General features: G+C 69.2%; 16 protein-coding genes. 2 read left to right on the top strand and 14 right to left on the bottom strand.

The window, feature by feature from the left end; genetic code table 11:
• Positions 1 to 156: 156 nt before the first annotated feature.
• Together CCZ27_RS16905 and CCZ27_RS16900 are read right to left on the bottom strand one after the other, a co-directional pair.
• Positions 157 to 960: an alpha/beta hydrolase gene (locus CCZ27_RS16905; protein ID WP_096450119.1), complete on the bottom strand. Its 804-nt coding sequence runs from the start codon at positions 958 to 960 to the stop codon at positions 157 to 159.
• Positions 957 to 1,577 (bottom strand): glutathione S-transferase family protein, encoded by a 621-nt coding sequence (locus tag CCZ27_RS16900; RefSeq protein ID WP_096450117.1) that lies wholly within the window; start codon positions 1,575 to 1,577, stop codon positions 957 to 959. The genes CCZ27_RS16905 and CCZ27_RS16900 overlap by 4 nt, the downstream gene beginning before the upstream one ends.
• Before the next feature lie 86 nt (positions 1,578 to 1,663).
• Here CCZ27_RS16900 and CCZ27_RS16895 point away from each other — a divergent pair, with 86 nt between their 5' ends.
• Positions 1,664 to 1,861, top strand: a complete 198-nt coding sequence (locus CCZ27_RS16895; protein ID WP_096450115.1) for a DUF2905 domain-containing protein — start codon at positions 1,664 to 1,666, stop codon at positions 1,859 to 1,861.
• A gap of 8 nt (positions 1,862 to 1,869) precedes the next feature.
• Here the strand turns inward: CCZ27_RS16895 and CCZ27_RS16890 are convergent, their stop codons facing one another.
• The 4 genes from CCZ27_RS16890 to CCZ27_RS16875 are packed head-to-tail and all read right to left on the bottom strand — an operon-like array spanning position 1,870 to position 6,741.
• Complete coding sequence (locus CCZ27_RS16890) at positions 1,870 to 3,138, bottom strand: multifunctional CCA addition/repair protein (protein ID WP_096450113.1); 1,269 nt, start codon at positions 3,136 to 3,138, stop codon at positions 1,870 to 1,872.
• A complete protein-coding gene (locus CCZ27_RS16885) occupies positions 3,138 to 3,785 on the bottom strand; it encodes a glutathione S-transferase family protein (RefSeq protein WP_096450111.1) in 648 nt (215 codons plus the stop codon). The genes CCZ27_RS16890 and CCZ27_RS16885 overlap by 1 nt, the downstream gene beginning before the upstream one ends.
• A 50-nt stretch (positions 3,786 to 3,835) precedes the next feature.
• Entirely contained in the window at positions 3,836 to 4,792 is a 957-nt protein-coding gene (locus tag CCZ27_RS16880) for a complex I NDUFA9 subunit family protein (RefSeq protein ID WP_096450109.1), read from the bottom strand.
• On the bottom strand, positions 4,789 to 6,741 hold the full coding sequence (locus CCZ27_RS16875; RefSeq protein WP_096450107.1) for a lytic transglycosylase domain-containing protein: 1,953 nt from the start codon (positions 6,739 to 6,741) through the stop codon (positions 4,789 to 4,791). The genes CCZ27_RS16880 and CCZ27_RS16875 overlap by 4 nt, the downstream gene beginning before the upstream one ends.
• 101 nt (positions 6,742 to 6,842) lie before the next feature.
• Here CCZ27_RS16875 and CCZ27_RS16870 point away from each other — a divergent pair, with 101 nt between their 5' ends.
• Positions 6,843 to 7,388, top strand: coding sequence for a 5-formyltetrahydrofolate cyclo-ligase (locus tag CCZ27_RS16870; RefSeq protein WP_096450105.1), 546 nt, complete (start codon positions 6,843 to 6,845; stop codon positions 7,386 to 7,388).
• Positions 7,389 to 7,397: 9 nt separating this feature from the next.
• On the opposite strand, the gene ilvA is transcribed toward CCZ27_RS16870, so the two are convergent.
• The 8 genes from ilvA to recA all read right to left on the bottom strand — a co-directional run bounded on the left by ilvA (position 7,398) and on the right by recA (position 14,554).
• The gene (gene ilvA, locus CCZ27_RS16865; RefSeq protein ID WP_096450103.1) at positions 7,398 to 8,915 is read right to left on the bottom strand and encodes a threonine ammonia-lyase, biosynthetic; all 1,518 of its coding nucleotides are present in this window, start codon (positions 8,913 to 8,915) and stop codon (positions 7,398 to 7,400) included.
• A 68-nt stretch (positions 8,916 to 8,983) separates the two neighbouring features.
• Complete coding sequence (hprK, locus tag CCZ27_RS16860; protein WP_096450101.1) at positions 8,984 to 9,943, bottom strand: HPr(Ser) kinase/phosphatase; 960 nt, start codon at positions 9,941 to 9,943, stop codon at positions 8,984 to 8,986.
• Positions 9,912 to 10,397, bottom strand: coding sequence for a PTS IIA-like nitrogen regulatory protein PtsN (ptsN, locus tag CCZ27_RS16855; protein WP_096450099.1), 486 nt, complete (start codon positions 10,395 to 10,397; stop codon positions 9,912 to 9,914). Before ptsN ends, hprK begins: the two co-directional genes overlap by 32 nt.
• Positions 10,398 to 10,528: 131 nt before the next feature.
• Complete coding sequence (gene hpf / locus CCZ27_RS16850) at positions 10,529 to 10,852, bottom strand: ribosome hibernation-promoting factor, HPF/YfiA family (protein WP_096450097.1); 324 nt, start codon at positions 10,850 to 10,852, stop codon at positions 10,529 to 10,531.
• Positions 10,853 to 10,869: 17 nt separating this feature from the next.
• Positions 10,870 to 12,324, bottom strand: a complete 1,455-nt coding sequence (locus CCZ27_RS16845) for an RNA polymerase factor sigma-54 (protein WP_096450095.1) — start codon at positions 12,322 to 12,324, stop codon at positions 10,870 to 10,872.
• Between the two features lie 13 nt (positions 12,325 to 12,337).
• Positions 12,338 to 13,060 (bottom strand): LPS export ABC transporter ATP-binding protein, encoded by a 723-nt coding sequence (gene lptB, locus CCZ27_RS16840; RefSeq protein ID WP_096450093.1) that lies wholly within the window; start codon positions 13,058 to 13,060, stop codon positions 12,338 to 12,340.
• Positions 13,047 to 13,496: a recombination regulator RecX gene (gene recX / locus CCZ27_RS16835; RefSeq protein ID WP_096450091.1), complete on the bottom strand. Its 450-nt coding sequence runs from the start codon at positions 13,494 to 13,496 to the stop codon at positions 13,047 to 13,049. The genes lptB and recX overlap by 14 nt, the downstream gene beginning before the upstream one ends.
• Positions 13,497 to 13,519: 23 nt before the next feature.
• Positions 13,520 to 14,554 carry a recombinase RecA gene (gene recA, locus CCZ27_RS16830; RefSeq protein ID WP_096450089.1) on the bottom strand — a complete coding sequence of 345 codons (1,035 nt, stop codon included), beginning with the start codon at positions 14,552 to 14,554 and terminating at the stop codon, positions 13,520 to 13,522.
• Between the last annotated feature and the right edge of the window lie 26 nt (positions 14,555 to 14,580).

Genomic DNA, 14,580 nt, shown 5'->3' with positions numbered 1-14,580 from the left:
CGATGGCCCCGCCGTCACTCGCGGCCAGGGCTGCGCTGTTCTTGGCAGCGCCCCGGTGCGTCCCTGATTGCATGATGGGGAAGCCATTCGGCGCTTTCCAGGGGAAAACGCACGAATTCGGGTTTTCCCCGACCGGCAGGGCCCGGGGCGGGCCCGTCAGAGGTCGCGCTCGGCAAGCCAGCCGGCGATGCGCCCGGCGACCTGTTCCCAGTTCCGCTCCAGCATCATGCCGTGGCCCGAGCCTTCGACGATTTCCGCCTGGCGGCCGTAGGTCGTCGCGGTCATGTGGACCTGGTCGGGCGGGATGAGGTGGTCGTGGGACGCCCCCAGGATCAGCATCGGCGGACGGTGCATGCGCGCCGGCTGCGGCAGGTTGAAGAGCGTCATGTCCCACAGTGCGCGATGCGATTCGGGCTGGCACAGGCGGTAGTAGCGGTGCAGCGCCGCCGCGTCGACGGGCTGGTGGAACAGCGCGTCCTGCAGGCTGCTGACGTCCACCTCGGTGCCGTTCATGATGTTGTTCAGATCGGCCAGCAGCGCAGGCTTCTTGAACATCAGCCCCACCGCCGATCCCATCAGGCCCTGCGGCGGCACCGATGCCATCAGCACGATGGCGGGGGCGTCGTGGTGCTCGAGGTATTTCTGCACCACCAGGCCGCCCATGGAATGGCCGACGAGGATGGGCGGGGCGGGAAGGCGCGCCGCGACCTCGGCGACGTCGCGCACGTAGTCGTCGATGGAGTAGGAATCGAGGTGATCGCGCCGGCGGCTCGGGCCGTGTCCCGACAGCGACAGCGCATAGGCCGCCCAGCCGCGGGCGGCGAACCAGGGCAGGAAGTGTTCGTCCCAGCACCAGGCCGACACATAGGCGCCGTGGACGAAGAGCAGGGGATGGTCGTGAGTCCCAACCGCCGGCGCGCGGCAGATGACCTCGAGATCGCCGAAGCGGCTGGTGTTCATCGGGGGACCTCCAGCCCGCGCTGCACGGCCGGGCGTGCGGCGATGGCGTCGAACCAGCGCTTGACCTCAGGGTAGCGGGCCAGGTCGATGCCCTGCCATTCGTGGCGGGCGATCCACGGGAAGGTGGCGATGTCGGCGATCGAATACTCCGTCCCCGCCAGCCAGTCGCGGCTGCGCAGGCGGCCGTTGAGTACGCCGTACAGGCGGGCCGCTTCCTTGGAATAGCGGTCGATCGCGTACGGGATGACGTCGGGGGCGAAGCGCAGGAAATGATGGGCCTGTCCGAGCATCGGGCCGATGCTGCCCATCTGGAACATCAGCCACTGCAGCGTCTCGTAGCGCGCGCGCACATCGGCGGGCAGCAGGCGGCCGGTCTTCTCGGCGAGGTAGATCAGGATGGCGCCGGACTCGAAGACCGTGATCGGATTGCCGTCGGGGCCGTCGCCGTCGACGATCACCGGGATCTTGTTGTTGGGATTCAGGGCGAGGAAGGTGGGATCGAACTGCTCGTTGCGCGTGATGTTGATCTTGCGCACGTCGTATTCGAGGCCGAGTTCCTCGAGCGCAATGGAGATCTTGTACCCGTTGGGGGTGCCCCAGGTATAGAGGGTGATCATCTTGGTGCCGTTCCGTGGGGTTGAGGGCCGCGCTTGCTGGCGAAGTGCTTTGCGGCTCTAATCAGGACTTTGCAGGAGAGCGGGAAATGCTCAAGTGGCTGCTCGTCGTTGCGCTGCTGGTGCTGGTGACCGGCCTGATGCAGCCCGGCCCGGCGCAGCGCCTGAGGCTGGGCCGCCTGCCGGGCGACGTCGCGTTCCGCTTCCGCGGGCGAGCATACCATTTCCCCTTCACCACCACCGTGCTGCTCTCCTTGATTGCCTGGGTCATTCTGCGGTCGATCTGAGGCGCATGTCAGTTGAATCCATCACGGCCCGCCCCATCGCCGGCGGGGTTTGCCGGCTGCGGCCGCGCAAGTGCGCGCACGGCGGCGACCCGCGCCGCATGCACGGCTGCGGGAATCCTTGACTTGTCGGCGCAGGCGTGCGCCACCGCGCCGGCATCGACTGCGCGGATGGCGCCGACCGCCGCCCGCCAGCGCTGCGCCGGATGCCAGTCGCGGCCGGCTTCGTCCTGCCCGCCGCGGCCCAGATGGTCGGCGGTGGCGGCTTCGAGCATCAGCAGGAAGCGCTCGGGACGCCGCAGCGCGTCGCAGCGTTCGAGGACCTTCACCATGGTTTCCGGCCGCAGGATGTCCGCCTGGCCGAGGATGCCGTGCTCGCGCGCGAGCATGATCGCGAGGTCGCGGCATTCGGTCGGGGCGCGCAGGCGGTCCGACACCTCGCGCGCGCGTTCGGCGCTCTTCGCCTCGTGGCCGTAGTGGTGCGGCAGCACGTCGGCGGGCGTGTCGGCCTTGCCCAGGTCGTGCAGCAGGCAGGCCCAGCGCGCGGCCAGGGGCAGGTCCATGGCCGCGGACTGGTCGATGACCATCAGCACGTGCACGCCGGTATCGATCTCCGGGTGGTGCTTCGCCGGCTGCGGAACGCCGAACAGCCTCTCCACCTCCGGCAGGAGGTGGGCGAGCGCGCCGCATTCGCGCAGCACGCCGATCATGCGCGACGGATGCGCTTCCATCAGCCCGCGCGCGAACTCCTGCCACACGCGTTCGGCGACGAGGTGCTCGACCTCGCCTGCCGCGACCATCCGGCGCATCAGCCCGAGCGTCTCGGGCGCGACGTGGAAATCGGTGAAGCGCGCGGCGAAACGGGCGACGCGCAGGATGCGCAGCGGGTCCTCGGCGAAGGCTGGCGACACGTGGCGGAACACGCGCGCCTGCAGGTCGGCGACGCCGCCGTAGGGGTCGATCAGCGTGCCGTCCTCGTCGCGCGCGATGGCGTTGATCGTCAGGTCGCGGCGCGCGAGGTCTTCTTCCAGCGTGACGTCTGGCGCGGCATGGCAGACGAAGCCGGCGTAGCCGTTGCCGCTCTTGCGCTCGGTCCGCGCCAGCGCGTACTCCTCGCCGGTGGCCGGATGCAGGAATACCGGGAAATCCTTGCCCACCGGCCGGAAGCCCTGCGCCAGCATCTCCTCGGGCGAACTGCCGACCACGACCCAGTCGCGGTCCTTGACCGGCAGTCCGAGCAGCGCGTCGCGGACCGCGCCGCCGACGATGTAAGCCCGCATCAGCCGTACAGGTCCTCGGACGGGATGGATTCGGTCTCCGCCAGCGCCGCCGTCTCCCACTCCTTCATCCACGGATTCGCGAGCATGGTGGCGAGATACTCGCCGGCGGTACCCTCCGGCTTCACCCCGTAGGTCCTGAAGCGGAAGCACACCGGGGCGAAGGCCGCATCGGCAAGGCTGAAACCGCCGAACAGGTAGTCGCCGCCGACCCCTCCCGCGCCGCTCCTGCAGTCCTTCCAGATCGCGGTGATGCGCGCGATGTCGGCATCGACCTCGGGCGTGTGGCCGTGGCCGGCGTAGTCCTTGCGGATGTTCATCGGCATCTTGCTGCGCAGGTTCTGGAAGCCGGAATGCATCTCGGCGGTCACCGCGCGCGCCGTCGCGCGCGCCGCGGCATCCTGCGGCAGCAGTTGCGGTGTCTTCTCGGCCAGGTATTCGCCGATCGCCAGCGAGTCCCATACTGCCAGGCCATGATCGATCAGGCAGGGCACCTTGCCCGAGGGCGAGTGCGACAGGATGCGCTCGCGGCTGCCCGGAATGAACAGCGGGATGCGGATCTCCTCGAAGGTGAAGCCGCCGGCGCGGGCGGCGATCCAGGCGCGCAGCGACCAGGAGGAATAGTTCTTGTTGCCGATGATCAGCTTCATCGCGGGCTCCGTGACGGTGGGACGGTAAGGGCGAATCCGGCGGCAGGCGCTCAGCGGCGGGCGTGGCGCCGGAAGGGATAGTAGCGCGCGCGCGTCGATTGCGCGCCCAGCCAGGCCGGCACCACCGCCTCGAGCGCCGTCGGGTGCAGCCCGAATGGCAGCGGCACGCCGCCGGCGATGTTGTCGACGCGCATGGAGCGCACGTTGTCGCGGCTCATCAGCGGTTGCGGCGCAAGCTCCATCAGCGTGGCCTGCAGCATCGCCAGGGATTCCGGCAGCGGAACGATCGGGCGCGGGCAGCCGACCTGGGCCGACACGTATTCCACCAACTGGCGCAGGGTATACACGGTGGGGCCGGCGAGTTCGAAGATCTGGCCGGCAGCGCCCGGGTCCTGCAGGCAGCGCCGGACGACCTCGGCGACATCTTCCACATGCACCGGCTGGAAGCGCGTCCGGGCGCCGGCCAGCGGCAGCAAGGGGAAGGCGCGGGCGAGGCCGGCGAACAGGTTCACGAAGCGGTCATCGCGGCCGAAGATCACCGACGGACGCAGGATGGTCCACGCGAGGTCGGCGCCGGTGGAGCGGATCGCCGCCTCGCCGGCGGCCTTCGAGCGCTGGTAGCCCGACGGGCCGTTGGCATCGGCGCCGAGCGCGCTGACGTGCACCAGCCGGCTCACCCCGGCGGCGCGGCAGGCGGCGACGATCTTTTTCGGCAGTTCGACGTGCGCCCTGGCGAAGTCCGGGCCGTAGGGCGTGCCGTAACGCGAGTGCAGGATGCCGACCAGGCTCACCACCGCGCCGGCGCCGGCGACGAGTTGCTCGAGCGCGGCCGGGTCATGCACGTCGGCCTCGACGACCTCGGTGTTGGGAAGCAGCAGCAGGTGGCCGGCGCGGCTGCGTCGGCGGGTCGGGACCAGGACGTCGATCCCGGCCTCGCACAGGCGGTTGGCGATGGCGCTGCCGACGAAGCCGGAGCCACCGATGAGGACGACACGGTTCGGTTTCATTGCGGATCTCGTTCGTTGGAAAGCACGGCGCCGTCGAGCGTGCGCGGGGCGATGGTGCCGAGGCGGGCCTTGAGCGACTGCGGCCGCTTCTCGAGCATGGCGGCATAGATGACGGTGTTCGCCATGACCTTGCGCACATAGTCGCGGGTCTCGTCGAAGGGAATGGTCTCGGCGTAGATCGCGCCTTCCAGCGGCTTGTCGTCGCGCCAGCGGCGCGCGCGCCCGGGCCCGGCGTTGTAGCCGGCGCTGGCCAGCACCGGATGGTTGTCCAGGTCCTCCAGGATCAGACGCATGTAGCTGGTGCCCAGCAGCACGTTGGTCTCGGGGTCGCCCAGGCGCCCGGGGTGGTAGCCGCGCAGCCCGATCTTGCCGGCGACCCACTTCCCGGTGGCCGGCATCACCTGCATCAGGCCCTGGGCGCCGACGCTGGAACGCGCCGGGACCACGAACCGGCTTTCCTGGCGCATCAGCCCATAGACCCAGCTCATGTCCAGCCCCTGGTTGTGAACCTGCGGCTCGATGATGCTGCGGTAGGGCGTCAGGTAGCGCAGGTCGAAATTGGCGTTGGAGCCGGAGCGCTCGGCGGTGTTGATCGCGCGGTCGTAGATCTCGTTCTTCAGCGCGAGGCGGGCGGCGGCGGCGGCGAAGCCGTCGTCCCGGCCGCGCAGCGCCCAGTTCCATTCCCGCACGCCCTCCGTGCGCATGTCGAGGCGGAACAGCGCCAGGGCGCGCCGCAGTCCGGGGTCGCCTTCCACCTGGCGCACGTGCTCGGCGGTGGCGGCATCACCGGGCGGTGGCGGCGCGAAGGGACGGCCGAGTTCCTCTGCGGCGAGGATGCCGTAGAAGCTCGGTTCGCCGGCGATGCGCGCGTACAGCGATTCGGCCTCCGTGCGCTTGCGCTCGGCGGCGAGCGCACGTCCCAGCCAGTAGGTCCATTCCGGCAACTCGCGTTCGGCCGCGGTCATGGCCTCGATCGCGCCGCGGACCCCCGGCCAGTCGAGCGCGCGCAGCGCGCTGCGCACCCGCCATGCCCGCTGCTGCGCGCTCATCGGCACGTTGCCGGCGGCGCGGAACCAGTCGCTGGCTTCGGGGCGCAGGCCGAGCGCGGCCTGCCAGCCGAGTACCGCGTAGGCATAGGCGCGCTCGCCGCCTTCCAGGCGGTCCTGGATGCGCAGCAGGCGCACGTGGGCGCCGCGCGCGTCGTCGCGCGCCAGGCGTGCCAGCGCGGCGAGCGCGAGTTCGCGTCCCGCCCGTGCGACGGCGAAGTTGGGCGGCAGCCGGTCCAGATACTGCGCGGGCGAACGGACCGCCTGGTCGAATTCGCCGATGGCCGGCAGGCCGGAAGGCAGCCAGGTCAGCGTGGGACGCGCGGCGGACGGCGTGCGGCCCTCGACCTGGCGGCGGACGCGCCACCAGACGTCGTCTTCGCCCACCAGGCCCAGTTCCACCGCGGCGCGCAGGGCCGGCTCGCACGCGGGGGGGCTGTCGACGAGTTCGCCCCACTGCGCCGCCACTTCCGCCAGCACGGCGCGGTCGCCCGCCATCAGACGGGCGGTGCGCGCGTGGCAGCGCAGTTCGGCATCCGGTGCCTGCAGGTCGGGGTAGATCTGTGCGAAGCCGGCCCAGTCGCCATCCTTGGCCAGGCGGCGCAGCCAGTCGGCCCGCAGCCGTTCGGCGAGCTGCGAGCCGGCTTCGTTGACGAGGAATTCGGCGAGTTCCGCCGACGGCGGCGATTCGGGGCGGGCGAGCCTGTTCGTCAGCAGCCAGTAGCGCACGTAGGCGTCGAGCACATGGCCGTCCTGCTCTGCGGCGAGCCGTTCCAGCGTGGCGCGCTCGCCGTTGCGCACCGCATCGCGGGCCGCCAGGATGCGCGCGTCGCCGGCCTCCCCCAGGGCGCCGCCCGACAGCAGCAGCCCCGCCGCCAGCGTTGCCCACAGCCTATTCTTCATGCCTTAACATCCTTTCGAACAGCGACGAACCATACCACAGCGACCATGTCATTTTCCGCCCCGGCGTCCCCGCGGCCGACGTCGACCACACCCGCCGCAGTATGCGCGACCAGGCGCTGGCGGCGCGCCAGGCATTGAGCGGCGAGCACCGTGCCGCGCTCACCGAACGCCTCGCCGGCCACCTGGATGGCCTCGTGGCCTGCCTCGCGCCGGCGGTGCTCGGTTTCTGCTGGCCGTATCGCGCCGAGCCGGATCTGCGCGGTTGGGTCGTGCGCTGGCTGGCGGGCGGCGGCGCGCGCATCGCTGCCCTGCCGGTGGTGATCGGGCGGGGACAGGCGATGGCGTTCCGGCCGTGGACGCCGGACTGCGCCATGCAGCCCGATCGCCACGGCATTCCGCATCCCGTCGAGGGCGGGTTCGTCGTGCCGGACGTGGTGCTGGTGCCGTTGAACGCATTCGATGCCGAGGGCTTCCGCCTCGGCTACGGCGGCGGCTATTTCGACCGCACGCTGGCGCGCATGCGGCCGCTCGCGGTGGGCGTCGGCTTCGAGGTCGGCCGGGTGGCCTCGGTGTGCCCCCAGCCCCATGACGTGCCCATGGACTGGATCGTCACCGAGGCAGGCGCGGCGCGGGCGATCCGGCGTTAGGCGCCGCGGTCAGCCGAGGAACAGGCGGTAGGCGGGGTTGTCCGTCTCCGGCGCGCACTCGTAGCCGAGCTGCTTCAGGAACTCGTCGAAGGCGGCCTGGTCCGCCGGCGGCACCTGCATGCCGACCAGCACGCGGCCGAAGTCGGAGCCGTGGTTGCGGTAGTGGAACATCGAGATGTTCCAGTCGGAGCGCAGCCTGGTCAGGAAGTGCATCAGCGCGCCGGGGCGCTCGGGAAACACGAAGCGGTAGACGAGTTCGTTGTCGGCCCGCGGCGAATGGCCGCCGACCATGTAGCGCACGTGCGTCTTGGCCAGTTCGTCATCGGTGAGATCGATGGCCGGCAGGTCGTGGCGGTCGAGCATCTCGACCAGCTTGCCGGCCTCGCCGCGGTTGTGCACCGTGACGCCGACGAAGATGTGCGCCTGCTGCGGGTCGGCGTAGCGGTAGTTGAACTCGGTGATGTTGCGATTGCCCAGCACGCCGATGAACTTGCGGAAGGAGCCGGGCTTTTCCGGGATCGTCACCGCCAGCACCGCCTCGCGCTGCTCGCCCAGCTCGGCGCGTTCGGCGACGAAGCGCAGGCGGTCGAAATTCATGTTCGCACCCGAGGCGACCGCCACCAGGTGCTTGTCGCGCAGCTTGTGGCGCTTGGCGTATTCCTTGGCGCCGGCCACCGCGAGCGCGCCGGCCGGCTCGAGGATGGAGCGGGTGTCCTCGAACACGTCCTTGATCGCGGCACAGATCGCGTCGTTGTCGACCACGACCATCTCGTCCACGTACTGCTGGCACAGGCGAAAGGTCTCGGCGCCGACCTCCTTCACCGCCGCGCCGTCGGCGAAGATGCCGACCTGCTCGAGCGCGATGCGCCTGCCCGCCGCCAGCGAGCGCGTCATCGCGTCGGCGTCGACGGCCTCGACGCCGATGATCCTGGTTTCCGGCCGCAGCCGCTTGATGTAGGCCGCCACCCCAGCGATCAGCCCGCCGCCGCCGACGGCGCAGAACACGGCGTGGATCGGCTGCGGATGCGCGCGCAGGATCTCCATGCCGATGGTGCCCTGGCCGGCGATGACGTCCGGGTCGTCGAAGGGGTGGACGAAGGTCAGCTTCTCGGCCTTCTCGAGTTCCAGCGCATGGGCGTAGGCGTCCGAATACGATTCGCCGGCGAGCACGACCTCGCCGCCGCGCGAGGCCACCGCGTCGATCTTGATCTGCGGCGTCGTGCTCGGCATCACGATCACCGCGCGCACGCCCAGCCTTTGCGCCGACAGTGCCACGCCCTGCGCATGGTTGCCGGCGGACGCGCAGATCACGCCGCGCCTGAGCGCCTGCGGCGACAGCTTGACCATCTTGTTGTACGCGCCGCGGAGCTTGAAGCTGAACACCGGCTGCATGTCTTCCCGCTTCAAGTGGACGCGGTTGTGGATGCGCGCGGAGAGGTTCGCTGCGAGGTCGAGGGGGGTCTCCTCGGCCACGTCATACACCTGGGCGTTGAGGATGCGTTCCAGGTAGTCCGGTGTGGCGGTCATGGCGGCTGATGCTCTGCGGTAAAGGGATCGAGCGTATCAGCCGCCGTGCCGCGGCGGCAAGGCCGTGGTCAGTCGCCCGCGTCGCCGTCGCCGTGGTCGCCGCCCTGCCCGAGCGCGCGCGTCTGGCGTTCGATGAAATCCTGCGTGGAATCGATGCCCCGCAATTGCAGGATGGCGGAGCGGACGGCGGTCTCGAGCAGCACCGCGAGGTTGCGCCCGGCCGCCACCGGCAGCACCACCCGCTGTACCCGGACGCCGAGGATGGCCTGGCTTTCGTGCTGCATCGGCAGGCGCAAAGGGTCGTTGGTGCCGGGCTGGCGTCGCTCGAGATGGGTGATCAGGCGCAGGCGCATCTTGCGCCGGCACGCGGTTTCGCCGAACACGGTGCGGATGTTGACGATCCCCAGGCCGCGGACCTCGATGAAGTCCTGCAGCATCTCCGGGCAGCGCCCCTCGAGGACGGTCGGTCCGATGCGCGAGAATTCCACCACGTCGTCGGCCACCAGACCGTGGCCGCGGGAGATCAGTTCGAGCGCCAGTTCGGACTTGCCCGCCCCCGAGTCGCCGGTGATCAGCACGCCGACGCCGAGCACGTCCATGAAGACGCCGTGCAGCGAGATGCGCTCGGCGAGCCTGCGCGACAGGAACAGCCTCAGGTGGTCGATGACGCTGGCCGAAGGCTGCGGCGTGGTGAGCAGGGGCACGTCGTGCGAGCGGCAGGCGGCGAGCACGGAAGGCGGCGGCTCGCAGCCATCGGCGACGATGATCGCCGGCGGCCGCGCCGAGAGGATCTCATTGAGGTGGTGGGCGACCTTGTCGTCGGGCTGGCGCTGCGCCCAGGCCAGTTCGGCGGTGCCGAGGATCTGCAGGCGCGTCGGATGGATCAGGTTCAGGTGGCCGACGAGGTCGGCGCCCCAGATGGCCTCGTCACCGACCGAGAGCTGGGCATCAAGGCTGCCGCTGACGCGGCTGAGCTGGAGGCGTTCTCGCTGTGCCTCAAACAGTTGCGCTACGCTGATCTGCCGCATCGGGGCCCCAGTTTGCGAACAGCGCGTGCAGGGCCGCCGTATCCGCCGCATTCAGCAACGACTCGCGGAAACCGCGGTCGCTGAACATCTGCGCCAGTTCGGACAGCAGTTGCAGATGCGTTTCGTTGGCCTGCTCCGGCACCAGCAGCACGAAGATCAGGTTGACCGGGCGTCCGTCCGGCGCATCGAACTGGACGGGCGCGGCAAGCCGCAGGAAAGCGCCGGCGGCTTCCTTCAGCCCCTTGATGCGGCCATGCGGGATGGCGACGCCCTGGCCGAGCCCGGTGGAGCCCAGCCGTTCGCGGGCGAACAGGCTGTCGAACACCGTGCTGCGGGCGATGCCCTGATTGTTCTCGAACAGCAGTCCCGCCTGCTCGAAAACGCGCTTCTTGCTGCTCGCGTCGAGATCGGCGACCACATTGGACAGCGGCAGTAGTCGGGAAATGAGGCTCATGTCGGGGGCGTGTGCCGTTTCGCGGAAACGGGGCGCGGCTGTGCGGGATGGTGGCTCGGGGTGAGGGTGGCGCGTGCGGAAAACGCGCCGATTATACGCTCACCCCGGAAGGAGGGCGGAAACCCGCCGCCTCAGGCTTCGGGGCTCTGATGCTTGAGCGCGTCGTGGTTGTGGTCGCTCTGCTTCTGCTTGTACTTCTGGACCTGGCGGTCGAGCTTGTCGGCCATCGAATCGATCGCCGCGTACATGTCGTTGTCGTCGCTCTCGACGAAGATGTCCTTGCCGCGCACGTGCACGGTGACTTCCGCTTTCTGCTTCAGCTTCTCGACCGACAGAATGACGCTCACGCTGGTGACGTTGTCGAAGTGGCGGACGACGCGGTCCAGCTTGGTGGACACGTATTCGCGGATGGCCGGAGTGACTTCGACGTGACGTCCGGTGATGTTCAGATTCATGGCAACTCCTCTTGTTATCAAAGCGTTTTGCGCAGACTGACCGGCGGGATATTGAGGGATTCGCGATACTTGGCGATCGTCCGCCGTGCGACCACGATACCCTGCTGGCCCAATAGATCGGCAATCCTGGCGTCCGACAAGGGTTTTTTCCTGTCCTCGGCCTCCACCAACTGGCGAATCAGCGCGCGAATCGCAGTGGAGGATGCCGCACCGCCGGTGTCGGTGGAGACGTGACTGCCGAAGAAATACTTGAGTTCGAACACACCGCGCGGCGTCGCCATGTACTTCTGCGTCGTCACGCGCGAAACGGTGGATTCGTGCAGCTCGAGCTGGTCCGCGATCTCCCGGAGGGTGAGTGGCCGCATTGCCACGTCCCCATGATCGAAGAACTGCCGCTGCTGGTCAACGATCGCCTGTGACACGCGCAGGATGGTGTCGAAGCGCTGCTGGACGTTCTTGATCAGCCAGCGCGCCTCCTGCAACTGGCCCGTCAGTCCGCCGCCCTGGCCGCGGTGCTGCTGCAGGATGCTGGCGTAGAGCTGGTTGATGCGCAGGCGCGGCATCGCCTCCGGGTTGAGCGACACCGTCCAGCGGTTGCGCACCTTGCGCACCACCACGTCGGGCAGCACGTAGCGCGTTTCCTCGGCGGAGTGCTGCGAGCCGGGGTGGGGGTCGAGCCGGCCGATCAGCGCCTGGGCGGCGCGCAGGGCGTCGTCGTCGCAGCCGGTGAGCCGCTTGAGCTTGGCGAAGTTGCGCTCGGCGAGCAGTTCGAGGTGCCTGTCGACGATCTCCAGCGCGAGGTTGCGGTCGGGCGAGGGCGGCTGGGCGCGCAACTGCAGCGACAGGCATTCCTGCGGCGTGCGCGCGCCGATGCCGGCCGGTTCCAGGTTCTGCACGTGGCGCAGGGCGATCGTGAGTTCGTCGAGATCGATCTCGAGTTCGGCCGGCAGCAGCTCCAGCAGATCCTCCAGCGTCTGGTGCAGGTAGCCGTCGTCGTCGAGCGCCTCGATGATGAAGCGCACGAGCGCGCGGTCGCGGTCGCTGAGCGGCGACAGCGCCACCTGCAGGTCGAGGTGGTCGCGCAGCGAGATGCCGGCGGCCTGGAATTCCTGGTAATCGACGTCGTCGTCGTCGCGGTTGGACGGGCTGCCGTTGCCGACGCTGGACCAGTCCATGCCTTCGTCGAGGCCGGCGGCGGACTCGCCCTCGCTGCGCGTGTCGCCGCCTTCGCGGCTGTCGGATGCCTCGTTGCCGCGGTCGGTTGCCGCCGTGGTGCTGCCGGGGGCCGGCGGAGGCGGTGCGAACTCGCTGCCGTCGCCTTCCTCGCGCTCCAGCATGGGGTTCTCGAGCAGGAAGCGCTCGATCTCCTGGTTGAGCTCGAGCGTGGACAACTGCAGCAGCTTGATCGACTGCTGCAACTGCGGCGTGAGCGTCAGGTGCTGGGAAAGCTTGAGCTGGAGACTGGGTTTCATGGACGAGCAGGGTTCAGAGGCGGAAATGCTCGCCGAGATAGACCTGGCGAACCTGTTCGTTGGCGATGATCTCGGCCGGCCGGCCGCTGGCGAGCACGCGTCCCTCGCTGATGATGTAGGCGCGATCGCAGATGCCGAGGGTCTCGCGCACGTTGTGGTCGGTGATGAGTACGCCGATGCCGCGCTCCTTGAGGAAGCGGATGATCTTCTGGATGTCGAGCACCGCGATCGGGTCCACGCCGGCGAAGGGCTCGTCGAGCAGGATCAGGCGCGGGTTGGTCGCCAGCGCGCGCGCGATCTCGCAGCGCCGGCGTTCCCCGCCCGACAGCGACACCGCGGTGTTGTCGCGCAGGTGGGCGATGCCCAGTTCCTCGAGCAGTTCGTCGAGCCGCGTTTCGATCTGCTCGCGTGCCAGCCCCTGCAGTTCCAGCACCGCGCGGATGTTCTCCGCCACGGTGAGCTTGCGGAACACGCTCATCTCCTGCGGCAGGTAGGACAGGCCGAGGCGGGCGCGGGCGTGGATCGGGCGATGGGTCAGCGCGCTGTCGTCGAGCAGGATCTCGCCGCCGTCGGCGCGCACCAGGCCCACGATCATGTAGAAGCAGGTGGTCTTGCCGGCGCCGTTGGGGCCGAGCAGGCCGACGACTTCGCCGGCGTCGACGTCGAAGCCGACGTCGTGCACGACGGTGCGCGCCTTGTAGCGCTTTTGCAGGCCGGTGACCTTAAGCAGACTCATCGGGTTGCTCTTTCAGCAGCTTGCGGATCACCTCCGCCGCGAAGCCGCGGGTTTGCAGGAAGCGCGCCTGGCGAGCCCATTCGCGCGCATCGGCCGGCGCCGTGCCGAACTTCGTGCGCCATACGGCACGGGCGCGTTCGAGTTCCGATTCTACGCACTCGGCGGCAAGCGCCGCGTCGACCAGTTCGCGCTCCACGCCACGCCGCGCCAGTTCGTTGCGCAGGCGCGCCGTGCCGAAGCGGCCCGCCTTGCCGCGCACCCAGGCTTCGGCGAAGCGCCGGTCGGACTGCAGGCCAAGCTCGCCCATGCGTGCGACCACCTCGGCGACTTCCTCGGCGCTGCCGTGGCCGGCCAGCTTGCGCGCCAGTTCGGCGCGCGAGTGGTCGCGCTGCGCAAGGTAGCGCAGCGCGCGCTCGCGCAGGGTGGTTTCGCTCATGCCGGGCCCCGCGGGCGGCGGGCTCAGGTGGAGGCAGTCGCGGCCACGGCCGCGACCGGCTGCATCTCGGGCAGGCCGACCGCGACGCGCACCTTGTTCTCGATCTCGCGCGCCAGCGCCGGGTTGGCGCGCAGGAACTCGCGCGAGTTGTCCTTGCCCTGGCCGATCTTGTCGCCGTTGTAGGCATACCAGGCGCCGGACTTGTCGACGATCTTGTGTTCCACGCCGAGGTCGATGATCTCGCCTTCGCGCGAGATGCCCTCGCCGTACAGGATGTCGAAGTGCGCCTCCTTGAACGGCGGCGACACCTTGTTCTTGACGACCTTCACGCGGGTTTCCGAGCCGATCACCTCGTCGCCCTTCTTGATCGTGCCGGTGCGGCGGATGTCCATGCGCACCGAGGCGTAGAACTTGAGCGCGTTGCCGCCGGTGGTGGTCTCGGGGCTGCCGAACATCACGCCGATCTTCATGCGGATCTGGTTGATGAAGATCACCAGCGTGTTGGTGCGCTTGATGCTGGCGGTGAGCTTGCGCAGGGCCTGCGACATCAGGCGGGCCTGCAGGCCGGGCAACTGGTCGCCCATCTCGCCCTCGATCTCAGCCTTGGGCGTGAGCGCGGCGACCGAGTCGATGACGATGATGTCGATGCCGCCCGAGCGTACCAGCATGTCGGCGATCTCGAGCGCCTGTTCGCCGGTGTCGGGCTGCGAGATCAGCAGGTCCTCGATGTTGACGCCGAGCTTTTCGGCATAGACGACGTCGAGCGCATGCTCGGCGTCGATGAAGGCGGCGGTGCCGCCGAGCTTCTGCATCTCGGCGATGACCTGCAGCGTCAGCGTGGTCTTGCCGGAGGATTCGGGGCCGTAGATCTCGACCACGCGGCCGCGCGGCAGGCCGCCGAGGCCGAGCGCGATGTCGAGCCCGAGCGAGCCGGTGGAAACGGTCTGGATGTCGCGCTCGACGTTGCCGTCGCCCATGCGCATGATCGAACCCTTGCCGAACTGCTTCTCGATCTGGGAGAGCGCGGCGGCGAGCGCCTTGGCCTTGTTGTCGTCCATGAGAGTCTTTCCTGAGTGATGTCCGG

The organism is Thauera sp. K11, assembly GCF_002354895.1.
GTDB classification, from domain to species: Bacteria; Pseudomonadota; Gammaproteobacteria; order Burkholderiales; family Rhodocyclaceae; genus Thauera; species Thauera sinica.
The sequence above is the reverse complement of the archived record's forward strand: the minus strand, read 5'-3'. Positions and strand labels throughout refer to the sequence as shown.